At 42.9% G+C, this 12,325-nt stretch carries 11 protein-coding genes; 7 read left to right on the top strand and 4 right to left on the bottom strand.

What is annotated here, in order from left to right; translation table 11 throughout:
* Nucleotides 1-256: 256 nt before the first annotated feature.
* Nucleotides 257-1,078: a SirB1 family protein gene (locus GJB62_RS20545; RefSeq protein ID WP_114081953.1), complete on the top strand. Its 822-nt coding sequence runs from the start codon at nucleotides 257-259 to the stop codon at nucleotides 1,076-1,078.
* A gap of 159 nt (nucleotides 1,079-1,237) precedes the next feature.
* On the opposite strand, the gene GJB62_RS20540 is transcribed toward GJB62_RS20545, so the two are convergent.
* Nucleotides 1,238-1,678: an SRPBCC family protein gene (locus GJB62_RS20540; RefSeq protein ID WP_114081952.1), complete on the bottom strand. Its 441-nt coding sequence runs from the start codon at nucleotides 1,676-1,678 to the stop codon at nucleotides 1,238-1,240.
* Between the two features lie 195 nt (nucleotides 1,679-1,873).
* On the opposite strand from GJB62_RS20540, the gene GJB62_RS20535 reads away from it, so the two are divergent.
* Together GJB62_RS20535 and GJB62_RS37535 are read left to right on the top strand one after the other, a co-directional pair.
* A complete protein-coding gene (locus GJB62_RS20535; RefSeq protein ID WP_114081951.1) occupies nucleotides 1,874-3,526 on the top strand; it encodes a mechanosensitive ion channel in 1,653 nt (550 codons plus the stop codon).
* A 64-nt stretch (nucleotides 3,527-3,590) separates the two neighbouring features.
* Nucleotides 3,591-3,800, top strand: a complete 210-nt coding sequence (locus GJB62_RS37535; protein WP_245245973.1) for a hypothetical protein — start codon at nucleotides 3,591-3,593, stop codon at nucleotides 3,798-3,800.
* A gap of 105 nt (nucleotides 3,801-3,905) precedes the next feature.
* On the opposite strand, the gene GJB62_RS20525 is transcribed toward GJB62_RS37535, so the two are convergent.
* On the bottom strand, nucleotides 3,906-5,021 hold the full coding sequence (locus GJB62_RS20525) for a GTP-binding protein (RefSeq protein ID WP_114081949.1): 1,116 nt from the start codon (nucleotides 5,019-5,021) through the stop codon (nucleotides 3,906-3,908).
* A gap of 137 nt (nucleotides 5,022-5,158) precedes the next feature.
* On the opposite strand from GJB62_RS20525, the gene cysS reads away from it, so the two are divergent.
* From cysS to GJB62_RS20510, 3 genes are all read left to right on the top strand, one after another.
* On the top strand, nucleotides 5,159-6,613 hold the full coding sequence (gene cysS / locus GJB62_RS20520) for a cysteine--tRNA ligase (RefSeq protein WP_114081948.1): 1,455 nt from the start codon (nucleotides 5,159-5,161) through the stop codon (nucleotides 6,611-6,613).
* A 95-nt stretch (nucleotides 6,614-6,708) separates the two neighbouring features.
* On the top strand, nucleotides 6,709-8,148 hold the full coding sequence (locus GJB62_RS20515) for a TldD/PmbA family protein (protein WP_114081947.1): 1,440 nt from the start codon (nucleotides 6,709-6,711) through the stop codon (nucleotides 8,146-8,148).
* A 250-nt stretch (nucleotides 8,149-8,398) separates the two neighbouring features.
* Nucleotides 8,399-9,745: a TldD/PmbA family protein gene (locus GJB62_RS20510; protein WP_114081946.1), complete on the top strand. Its 1,347-nt coding sequence runs from the start codon at nucleotides 8,399-8,401 to the stop codon at nucleotides 9,743-9,745.
* A gap of 139 nt (nucleotides 9,746-9,884) precedes the next feature.
* On the opposite strand, the gene GJB62_RS20505 is transcribed toward GJB62_RS20510, so the two are convergent.
* Both GJB62_RS20505 and coaD read right to left on the bottom strand, forming a co-directional pair.
* A complete protein-coding gene (locus GJB62_RS20505) occupies nucleotides 9,885-10,553 on the bottom strand; it encodes a DivIVA domain-containing protein (RefSeq protein ID WP_114081945.1) in 669 nt (222 codons plus the stop codon).
* The gene (coaD, locus tag GJB62_RS20500) at nucleotides 10,463-11,014 is read right to left on the bottom strand and encodes a pantetheine-phosphate adenylyltransferase (RefSeq protein WP_114081944.1); all 552 of its coding nucleotides are present in this window, start codon (nucleotides 11,012-11,014) and stop codon (nucleotides 10,463-10,465) included. Before coaD ends, GJB62_RS20505 begins: the two co-directional genes overlap by 91 nt.
* A 263-nt stretch (nucleotides 11,015-11,277) precedes the next feature.
* Here coaD and lgt point away from each other — a divergent pair, with 263 nt between their 5' ends.
* Nucleotides 11,278-12,153, top strand: a complete 876-nt coding sequence (lgt, locus tag GJB62_RS20495; protein ID WP_012410300.1) for a prolipoprotein diacylglyceryl transferase — start codon at nucleotides 11,278-11,280, stop codon at nucleotides 12,151-12,153.
* The last annotated feature ends 172 nt before the right edge of the window (nucleotides 12,154-12,325 follow it).

The following is a 12,325-nucleotide window of genomic DNA, read 5'->3' as shown; positions in this document are numbered from 1 at the left end:
AGGAGTGTGGGGGGTGTGGGAGGTGTGGGAGGATGGGGAAGAAATCTGACCCCGCACACTCCCCACACTCCTCTGCCTAAACTATGCGTGAAAAATCCGGGTAGAAGCCTAGGGTAGAACTTACATTTCCAAATCTTCTGAATATCCTTAATATAAAAAATAGGTACAGAAAAATGTTTTCAGTTTAGCCAAGGCACAATGCTTGGGTTAAGCGTAGGTGCGGTTTCATCCTCATACTTCCACTGGGCAACAGGTTATGAATTTCTCGTCAGCGCGACAATATTTTTACCAAGAGATTCAGCAGGCTGACGAGCATATTGACCTAGCAAAGGCAGCTTTGTATATTGCCCAAGAAGAATATCCCAAGCTAGATCCAGAGGAATATCTCAACGCCCTTGATACAATGGCATGGGAGCTTCAAGAACGCCTACCAGACTCACGATATCCTTTGCGGATAGTTCAAAGTATTAATCAGTACCTATACGATGATTTAAAGTTTTCTGGTAATAAGATTGACTATTACGACCCGCGTAACAGTTTTTTCAATGATGTAATTGACCGCCGACTAGGAATTCCTATTACCTTAGCGTTAGTTTACCTAGAGGTTGCCAGACGGATTGATTTCCCGATGGTGGGTGTGGGAATGCCAGGGCATTTCTTGATCCGCCCAGATATTCCAGATATAGAAATTTTTGTGGATGCCTTTAATGGCGGTGAAATAATATTTGCTCAAGATTGCGAGGAACGGCTGTCTCAAATTTATCAGCAACCTGTGACGCTACAACCAGAATTTTTAGCCGTGGTCAGTAATCGGCAATTTTTGGCACGAATGCTGACAAATATAAAATTTATTTACCTCAAACAACAAGAGTTAGAAAAAACGCTGGCAGCAATTGAACGAATTTTGTTGCTGTTTCCTAATGTAACTTTAGAATTGCGCGATCGCGGCTTAATCTCCTATCAACTTGGTAACTACCCCCAAGCCGTAGACGATTTACGACATTATTTAGCAAAAGTTCCTGATGCCCAGGATGCATCAGTAATTCGGCGGCTACTTACGGAATTGGGGAGGGATTAGGGAATGGGGAATAGGGAATGGGCAAGAGGACTTGGGGACAAGGAGAATTGGGGACAAGGGGAAAGACTTGTTTCAAGTTCTCACCTCTTGTCCCCTTGTCCCCTTGTCCCCTTGTCTCCCCTGCTCCCTGCTCCTCTGCCTTTTCTGCTCAATGCCCAATTACAAATTTTCTGCGACTCGTTTGAGGCGGCGGAGTTGGGCTTGCATATCTTCTTTTGTCCAAGATGCGGCAAAGGTATTGAAACCCCAACTCACTAAGGGGTTAGGAATATCGAACTCAAAACGGTTTAGTAGAAGCGTTCCCTTTTCTGTGGCTTGACATTCCCAGCGATCGCGCCCTTGAAAAAATCCCTGAAATTCCCAGACTACCAAACCCGGTTGTCGTTCCACAACTACGCTATTCAACGTAGGTTTCAGTAGAGGAATTTGAATGATAAAACGGCTTTTACTGCCGATATCAGTACTCCAAGATTCACCTACAGGTTCGCAACGGAGGACAGGGTTGAGCCAGCGTTGCATGAGAGCTAAATCGCTAATACAGCGCTCTACCACCGTAGCTGTAGCATTAATTTGAATCGATTGTTCTAAAACTTGAGGCATTCCACATCTTCGATGCTGTTGCTGCAATTAGAGTAACGCAAAATTCACCATTTCCAGTAGATTAAATCAAATATTTGGTAACACAGTCAAAAATTACTCTTGATATCAATATATGTATGTGTTTACTGGTAAATTGATAGGCAAAACACTTACTCAGTGTTTGCGGCGAATACTTAAGCTTAATTCCCGAAAACCATGAATACAACTTGGCAAGGAATAACCCAGGTGATAGAAGCTGGTTTGCCCATGAGGGTGCAGCAATTTTTGGCACAATCGCCCAGCCTGCAACCGATACAACCAGCAGTGAATCAAGGAATCGCTGATGTACAAGGTATTGTTCAACAGATAATTCTGTTTACGCCCCGTCTCCTGGGGGCAGTAGCAATTTTGTTAGTAGGTTGGCTAATTGCTGCGATCGCAGCAGCCGTAACGCAAGGAATCCTCAAGCGCACAAACATCGATAACCGCATTGCCGCAGGGATAACAGGTCGTCAAGATGTTCCCCAGGTGGAGAAATTAATCTCTAGCTTAGTCTTTTGGAGCATTATTCTATTGACGGCGGTAGCTGTTTTACAGACGTTGGATCTGGAAGTAGCCTCTCGACCCCTCAATAATTTTCTCAATCAACTTATTGGCTTTTTGCCAAATTTGGTTGGTGCGGGAATCCTTTTGGCAACCGCCTGGTTTTTGGCGACCATTGTCAAGATTATCACTGTGCGCTCATTACAGGCGTTTAATCTGGATGAGCGTTTGAATCCAGAATCAGAAGACAGCGCACCCAGTCTAAATCAGTTGTCTCTGAGTGAGACGATTGCTAATGCTCTGTATTGGTTTATATTTTTACTGTTTCTTGCCCCAGTTTTAGATAGTTTAGGACTAAGGCAGGCTTTACAACCAGTACAAGCTCTCATTACAGAAGTTCTGCTAATTCTGCCGAACATTTTAGCGGCGATCTTAATAGCTGTAGTTGGCTGGTTCATCGCTAATGTAGTTCGGCGGATTGTGACGAACTTACTGGCGACAACTGGTATTGACCATTTAGGTAGTCGGTTGGGATTATCTGCAAGTGCGGGGGTGCAACCTCTATCGAATATTATCGGCACAATTGTCTATGTTTTGATTTTGATTCCTGTAGCGATCGCAGCGCTTAATGCCTTGCGAATTGATGCGATTTCTGTGCCGGCGATCGCCATGCTACAACAGGTTCTCAACGCTCTCCCTGCCATCTTTACAGCCGTGGCAATTTTAATTGTTGCCTATTTTGTGGGGCGGTTTGTGGCGGATTTAGTTACAAGTATCCTTACCAATTTAGGCTTTAACAACATTTTCACTATTTTGGGTCTGACAACACCCACTAGACGCATCGAAATTTCAACTGAACCAACAACTGCCCATATCCCAAACCGCACTCCATCGGAAATTGCAGGTATTGTTGCCTTAGTGGGTATCATGCTATTTGCAACGGTGGCGGCTGTGAATATCTTGAATATTCCAGCCCTGACAGCATTAGTGTCTGGTATTGTGATTATATTTGGGCGAATTTTGGCGGGATTGGTGATATTTGCTATTGGCTTATTCTTGGCAAATCTGGCTTTTAACATCATTACCAGTTCCGGCGAACGTCAGGCAGAGATTTTGGGACAAGTAGCGCGGATTGCCATTATTGCTTTAGTCTCTGCAATGGCATTGCAACAGATTGGAGTTGCCAGTGATATTGTGAATTTAGCCTTTGGACTTTTACTCGGTGCGATCGCAGTTGCTATTGCCCTAGCCTTTGGTCTTGGAGGGCGCGATATTGCCCGCGAACAAGTTCAAGAATGGCTAAACTCTTTCAAAGGTAGAAACTAAAAGTTGATGAAGGCGCAATTTCATCTGTATATAGCAATCCTAAATCATTCATGAGAATTTGAAATTGTTGCTACCCTTCTTAGTCCCCCCGATGTCTTGGGGGGACGGCATTAGCTGGGGGAAAAATTTTTTACAACTTTGGCAAGCAATCGCAAAATATGTTTTAGAACCAGCACATGAAGCAACATTTCATGCTAGAAACTACGGTTTTAGACCAGGACGTTCGGCACATGATGCCCAGAAAATTCTGTTTAATATTACGACGGAGATTTAACTTACTGAAGCGAACGCAATAGTAAGTTAATAGATGGCGAAGTCATTGGGAATTCATTCCCAGGTGGAACCTGGGAACGAGTAGTAAACTTTTAACTCCTAATTTTTATTTCCCAAACCCTTTACCGCGAGAGGTTGAAGGTAGACAAATACAGTTTTCGAGTTGACTAATTAAAGCCTCACGATCCAAATTTTGACCAATCAGCACTAGTTGGTTTTTCAATTTACCTTGCCATTCATCATCATCTAACGTAAAGCGTTTACCGCAAAGGTGGAAAATATGACGCTTCGGACTTTCATCAAACCACATAATCCCCTTGGCTCGGAAGATATTTGAGGGTAGCTGGTTATCTAAGAAATACTGAAACTTCCTAATAGAAAAAGGCTTGTCACTTTGGAAAGAGATGGAAGTAAAACCATCATTTTCTAAATGGTCAGAATGATGATGATCGTGGTGATCATGGTCATGGTCGTGATGATCGTGACCGCATGTTGAGTGGTCATGATCGTCATGATGATCGTGATGTTCATGATCGTGATGATCGTGTTCATCCACCACTGTGTCAAAATATTTATCAGACTCAAACAGACCAACACTCAAAATTAAAGGAAGTGGCACTTGCGATCGCGTAGCGCGAATAATTCTTGCTCCTTCCTTAACTTCGTTAATTTTTGTTTCTAACTCGTTCAAAGTGGCTTCATCAACCAAATCAGCCTTGTTCAGCACAATGACATCGCCATAAGCAATCTGGCTGTATGCGGCTTCAGAGTTAAATAAATCTAGGCTGTAATTCGCCGCGTCTACCACGGTAATAATCGAATCTAAGCGGGTTAAATCTCGTAATTCTGTGCCCAGAAATGTTAAAGCTACTGGTAGCGGATCTGCTAATCCAGTTGTTTCCACTACTAGATAATCTAGATTTTCTTGGCGTTCTAAAACTTTGTAAACTGCATCTACTAAATCATTATTAATAGTGCAGCAAATACAACCATTATTTAGTTCCACCATGTTCTCACCAGTGGAAACAATTAGCTCGTTGTCGATGCCAATTTCACCAAATTCATTCACGAGAACAGCGGTTTTTAAACCCTGTTGGTTGTTGAGGATATGATTGAGTAAAGTCGTCTTGCCACTACCGAGGAAACCCGTAATAATTGTTACTGGCATTCCTTGTTTGGGCGTATCCATTGCCGAAGATTCGGGTGTAACTGCTGATTGCATAGCGCTGTTATCAAATAGTCAAAAAATAGTAATGTAGCGCAGATAGTCCAGAAAACACTAGCATAGGGATGCTGGACTGTCATCCCAGCTGCTTTACCCTATTATTACGTATCTCCTTATTTCAGCATTACTCTGTTATGACCCTAACACTCTACAATACCCTCACCCGTCGTCAAGAACCGTTTGAAACAGTCGAACCAGGCAAGGTTAAGATGTATTACTGCGGCGTGACGGTGTACGACTACTGCCATTTGGGTCATGCTAGAGCTTGCATTGTTTGGGATGTAATCCGCCGATACCTCCAGTTTATCGGTTATGAAGTCCGATATATCCAAAATTTTACTGATATTGATGACAAGATTCTCAATCGAGCCCGTGTTGAAAATTCATCAATGGAAGCTGTGGCCGATCGCTTTATCAAAGCATATTTTGAGGATATGGCGCGGTTAGGAATCAAGGAAGCCGATGAATATCCCCGTGCTACCCACACGATGAATGGCATCCAACGATTAATTCATGAGTTGGAAAATAAAGGTTTTGCTTACCCTGCTGACGGCGATGTGTATTATGCAGTCCGGCAGTTTGCTGAGTATGGCAAGCTTTCGGGACGCAAGTTAGAAGATATGCAAGCCGGGAAAAGCGATCGCGTCAACGTAGAAGATCCAGAGTACCAAAAAAAGAAAGACCCCTTCGATTTTGCCTTGTGGAAAGCAGCAAAACCGGGAGAACCCGCTTGGGAATCAGCTTGGGGCGCAGGTCGTCCGGGGTGGCATATAGAATGCTCGGCAATGGTGCGCGATCGCTTGGGTGATACCATCGATATTCATGCTGGTGGTGCTGACTTAATTTTTCCTCACCACGAAAACGAAATTGCCCAATCTGAGGCTGTAACAGGAAAACCCTTAGCGCGTTACTGGTTGCATAACGGCATGGTGAAGGTAGATGGTGAAAAAATGTCCAAATCTTTGGGCAACTTTACCACTATTAGAGACTTACTGGATCGAGGAGTTGACCCGATGGCAGTGCGCTTATTCGTGCTAACTGCTCAATATCGTACACCCATAGATTTTACCGACGAAGCGATCGCCGCAGCAACCAACGGTTGGCACACCATTAAAGAAGGTTTACTTTTCGGCTACCAATACGGCAAAAAACTAGGTTGGGAACTAGAAAAGGGGGAAAATTCCCCAATCGAAAATTCAGATGTTGAGCGTTTTCAAGAAATTGTGAATAACGACTTTAATTTTCCTGGTGGATTAACAGTACTCTTTGAATTAGCCAAAGAACTGCGCCGTGAGGGGCATATTCTTGTTCATGAAGGCAAAACCGAAACATCTCCAGATAAGTTAAAGCATCAATGGCAAACTCTTGTCACATTGGCTGGAGTTTTGGGTTTAGAAGCCGAGATAGAAGCAGAAACTGACAAGAATAATGGTTTAAGCGATGCGGAAATTGAAGCGAAAATTCAGCAAAGGCAAGAAGCGCGTCAAGGCAAAAATTTTGCCGAAAGCGATCGCATTCGTGACGAACTCCAAGCAGAAGGTATTACGCTAATTGATAGCCGTGATGGCACACGCTGGCATCGGAATTAAAGGAGACTGGGAAGTAGGAATTTAATTCTTCCCCATTCTCTATTCCCAATTCCCCATTTCCAATTCCCAATTCCCAATTCCCAATTCCTTAAATTATGTGGTCTGAACTTAAGAAAGCGATCGCTAGTTTCGACATTCCTGCTGATTGGATCGGTATCAGAGCCGTAAAGGAGACTTCTACAAGCCGTTCAGTCCGTGACGGCTTACCCCAGGCAAATGGCAAATCCTTTACTATTGGAGCCATGCTGGAAGTTTTGGTCAACGGCTGTCTGGGTTATGCAGCCACTAACTCTCTGGAACTGTCTTCATTACAAGCTGCTGCCCAAACAGCCTATAAACAGGCAGTAGCAGCCAGTGAATGGTGGATACATCCCTTTCGTGAAAGTGAGCGCCCTAAAGTCGTTGGTGAATATAAATCTCCATTCCTTGAACCTTTTGATGCTTTGAGTCCAGGAGAAATCAACGATTTGCTGGTTCGTATTTGCCAAACGCTGAAAGTTGACGACAAGATTGTGCAAACCATAGCCGGTGCTAGCACCATTGAGAGAGAGTCTTGGTTTGTTAGCAGTAATGGCTCAGAAGTTTATCAAAAAATTCTATCTATAGCTACTCATTACGGAGCTACCGCCCAAGATGGGTCAATAGTACAGCAGCGCAGCAATAATGGTTCGCAAGCAAACTGTTACCAAGGCGGACTTGAACTATTAAAACAAGAAAACTTATGGCATCGGGTGCGGAAAATTGGCGAACAAGCAGTAGAACTCTTGACAGCAGAAGAGTGCCCAACTACCCGTACCAATTTAGTTTTAGCCCCAGATCAAATGATGCTGCAAATCCATGAAAGTGTCGGGCATCCCCTAGAAATTGACCGAATTTTGGGGGATGAGCGTAACTATGCTGGGGGCAGCTTCGTTAATAAAAGTGATTTTGGCAACCTAGTATATGGTTCGCCACTGATGAACATTACCTTTGATCCCACCGTGGCTGGTGAATTTGCTAGCTATGGCTTTGATGATACGGGTGCTGTAGCGACGCGGGAATATTTGGTCAAAGAAGGAGTACTTCAACGGGGTTTGGGCAGTCTAGAGAGTCAAGCTAGAGCAGGTGTATCAGGAGTAGCCTGTGCGCGTGCTTCTTCATGGAATCGACCAGCGATCGATCGCATGGGTAACTTGAATTTAGAGCCTCTAAACGCTAGCTTTGAAGACATTATTAGCGGCATAGAACACGGCGTTTACATGGAATCTAACCGATCTTGGTCAATTGACGATCGCCGTTACAAATTCCAATTTGGTTGTGAGTACGCTAAATTAATTGAAAATGGTAAACTCACTAAAACCCTCCGCAATCCCAACTATCGCGCCACAACACCAGAATTTTGGCATAGCTTAATCCAAGTAGGAAATGCTGAAAACTGGCAAATGTATGGTACTCCTTATTGTGGTAAAGGAGAACCAAATCAGGCCATTTGGGTAGGACATGGTTCCCCTGTTTGTGTATTTGCTAATGTCGAAGTTTTTGGTGGAGGAAGTTGAAAAAGTTAAGAGTTAGGAGTCAATAGTTGGTACTTAAGTAGTTAGGCATAATTAAATATAAAATAAAATTCTAGTTCGTAGTGAGCGATTTATCGCTCAGAACAATTATGATGAGGACTAAAGTCCTTACTACAAGCTTTAATTTATTTACGCCTAGCTACTTATGAGTTTTGAGTTCAAAAACTCTTCAACTCCTAACTCTTAATTCCTAATTTTCCCCCGGCTTATTCCCTATTAATATTTAATATCCATGAAAATTGAGGAATTATCTGCGTTAGAAGTCAGCTTTAATCGACTGATTGAAACTCTGCTGATAAAAAAAGCAGAAAATGAACAATTCACCGTCAAACTCAGTAGTGAAAGAAGTCAATTCACTCGTTTTAACCATGCGAAAGTGCGACAAACTGGTTGTGTTGCTGATGGGTGGATCGAACTGACTCTGATGGCAGATCAACGCAGTAGTGTTAGGCAGTTTCCCTTTACTGGAAATTGGGAGCTAGACTGGCAATTAGCATATTCCGCTTTGCAGGAATTACGCGACGAACTTATTCTATTACCCATCGATCCATATCTAGTTTTACCATCAGAAACTAATACCAGTCGTGAAGTACATTCTGGGGATTTGTTGGCAGAAGAAGCAGTAGTATCAAGTGTATTAGAACAAGTTAATGAATTAGATTTTACTGGTATATATGCTGGAGGAATAGTAATTAAAGGTTATGGTGATTCCAGTGGTCAAAAACACTGGTTTGCTACTGATTCTTTTACCTTAGATTATTCTCTATTTTCCGCTTCTGGGCAAGCAGTTAAGGGCACATTTGCAGGAAGTGATTGGAATAAATCTGCTTATATAGCCAAAATCAGCGAAGCTAAAAAACAACTCGAATTGCTTGCTCGTCCATGTAAAGAACTGCCACGAGGACAATACAAAACTTATTTTGCACCTGCTGCTGTTGCAGATTTATTAGTCATGCTTTCTTGGGGAGCTATCAGCGAAGCTGATATCCAACAAGGAAATAGTGCTTTAGCTGCTTTATCGCGTCAAGAAAAACAACTTTCGCCAGCATTTAGTTTGAAAGAAAACTTTCAGCGCGGATTAGTACCCCGATTTAATGAATTGGGAGAAATGGCAGCACCGGAGTTACCTGTAATAGAAAAAGGACGTTTGGTAAACACTCTGGTTAATTCTCGCACTGCTAAGGAATATCAAAAAACTGCCAATGGTGCTAATGGTTCAGAGACTCTCCGTGCGCCAGAAATCAGTCCCGGAAATTTAGTATTTGAGCAGATTCTTCCGAGATTGGATACAGGATTGTATCTATCAAATTTGCATTACTTAAATTGGAGCGATCGCCAAACTGGTAGAATCACAGGGATGACCCGTTATGCTTGTTTTTGGGTGGAAAACGGAGAAATTATTGCTCCCATTGAAAACTTACGTTTTGATGAAAGTCTCTATCGCTTCTGGGGAGAAAACCTAGTAGATTTGACTAATTTTCAAGAATTTATTCCCGAAGTAGGCACTTATGATAGTCGCCAACTAGGAGGTAGTTTAGTTCCCGGTATGCTGGTAGAAGATTTTACTTACACCCTGTAATCAGGTATTAATTGCATTTTTGATGAATTTTAAACATAAATATAGCAATCATATTTGATTTGTGAGAATTGCAAAAATTGTTGGGTTAAGCAATAGCGAAACCCAACTTAGAATTTTTCCTCATCTCTTGTTAGAACCTCTATCTTTTTTTACCGGGAGGTGAATTGCGCTGAGTGAGGTTATCAATTTGCAATTGTTGTCGTCCGTTGGTGACAATTCGCAACATATCTTTGAGATCCTGTTCGATATTGCCCAAAATGCCATCAGCATATTGATCGGCACCATCTTCAATATCTTGAGCCTGAGCGATCGCAGTTTGCCTCATTTGCTCTAACTCTTGCTGACAAGCATACCGCTTGCGCTCAATCTCGGCGAGGGTTTCTTGCATTATTCCCTCACACTCTTGTTGCACTTGTCGCCGCAGTTGTTCAGCTTCTTGTTCAGCCTGTTGAATAATATCGCTTTCAGCTAAGATTTGCGCTCTTTTCGCTTGCGCGGCATCAACAACCTGCTGTCCATACTCTTCCGCTTCTAGCAGAATTTCATCCTTTTGGTTAAGGATGGCTGCTGCTTCTTGAAAAAGCGATGGTAAAGCAAGCCGGATGTAATCAAGCTGTTCCAGCAGCTTTTCTTCATCTATGAGAGTGCGTCCCGTCAGAGGAATCCTAAGACTAGAGAGAACTATTTCCTCTAGGCGGTTGAGTTCCTGCTGAATATCTATGCTTCCCTCTCCACCGACATATTCTTCAGGGGGGGGATTGCTTCCGTTGAGATTGGGTTCAACATTGGAGAGTTGTGATTGTAGCATTGGTATATATCTAGGGCAATGTGTGGGGGAACGAGATGATCGATAGAGCCGCCAAACCTTGCAATCTCTCTTACCACACTACTACTTAAAAAACTATACTCATTTGAGGTTGCTAGAAAAACTGTTTCTATTTGGGTAGAAAGAGTTTTATTGGTGTGAGCCATTTGCAGTTCCACTTCAAAATCTGACACAGCCCGTAAACCCCGAAGCAAAACTTGTGCGTGTCGCATTTGGGCATAGTTTACGGTAAGACCATCAAAACTGTCTACTTCTACATTAGGTAGATGTTGTGTAGAAAGACGGATCTGCTCTAACCGTTGCTGCACGCTAAAAAGTGGCGTTTTGTTCGGGTTCCGCAGTACAGCGACAATTACCCGCTCAAACAGGCGACTACCGCGCTGAATGAGGTCAAGGTGTCCCAAGGTGATGGGGTCGAAGCTACCAGGATAAATAGCAATCACAATTTTAGATATATCAAAGTTGTTTAGGTGATTATATCGAAACTCTTTTGTGTAACTTACTCAAATCTACCATCTTGCGCTCTGAGCAAGAATGCTAAACTCAATTGTTTTTGTGACACAAGTTATGCTCAACTAGGCGTTAGGAATTAGACTCCTAAATATGGATGCTGGATTTTAAGTGTAGTTTCAGTATTCGAGATGTAAAAAACCCCGTACTTAGCAAAGTGCGCGGGTAGTTAACAAACTTTTCTAGGTAATTTCTCATGGCACTGGATTTTTCCACCTTGCCCTTGGCGTTTCAATTTACTTCTCCAGGACCTATTCTGGTGAAATTAGGGCCACTAAGTATCCGATGGTATGGCTTATTGATTGCCACAGCAGTTTTAATTGGCGTAATCCTTTCTCAAGAATTGGCAAAGCGCCGTAATGTTAATCCTGAGTTGCTAGGCGATTTGTTTTTTTGGTTGTTGATTGGGGCAATTCCCGGCGCACGGCTATATTATGTTTTCTTTGAATGGTCAAAATATGCCCCAACTCCAGGAAAAATCTTTGCTATCTGGGAAGGTGGTATTGCCATTCATGGAGCAATTATTGGTGGCGTTTTGGCTGCGTTAATCTTTGCCAAAATCAAGCAGGTTTCTTTCTGGCAACTGGCAGATTTAGTAGCACCTTCGCTGATTTTAGGGCAGGCGATCGGACGTTGGGGCAATTTCTTTAATTCTGAAGCTTTTGGCGATCCTACTGATTTACCCTGGAAGCTGTATATTCCACCAGACCATCGTCCTTTAGAATATGCTAGTTTCGATTACTTCCATCCCACCTTTTTGTATGAATCTCTGTGGGATTTAATGGTCTTTACGCTACTCATAACGTTGTTTTTCCGGTCTTTATCCGGTAAGCCACGTTTAAAGGTAGGCACTCTGTTTTTAGTTTACTGGCCAGCCTACAGCTTAGGACGCTTGTGGATTGAAGGTTTCCGTACTGATAGCTTGATGCTGGGGCCATTACGAATGGCACAAGTAGTCAGCAGTCTAGGAATTTTATTTGGATTAGTTGGATTAGCTTGGCTTTACTTACTCAAACGCCCTTTACCTGATGTAGTGCCTACTCCCAAGGGGAATGGAGAGATGAGGGGATGAGGGAGCAGGGGAGGCAGAGGGGGCAGGGGAGGCAGGGGAAGCAGAGGAAGAAAGAATAACTAATGCCCAATTCCCAATTCCCGATATCTAAAAATAAAAAATGCCCCAGAATATTTTCTAGGGCTTAACCAGGGTGCATCTACCATTACTCTCTACTAGGGAAAGAGGGTGA

The organism is Nostoc sp. ATCC 53789 (assembly GCF_009873495.1).
Taxonomy (GTDB): domain Bacteria; phylum Cyanobacteriota; class Cyanobacteriia; order Cyanobacteriales; family Nostocaceae; genus Nostoc; species Nostoc muscorum_A.
Note: the sequence above shows the minus strand (reverse complement) of the source record. Positions and strands in the feature narration are given on the sequence as shown.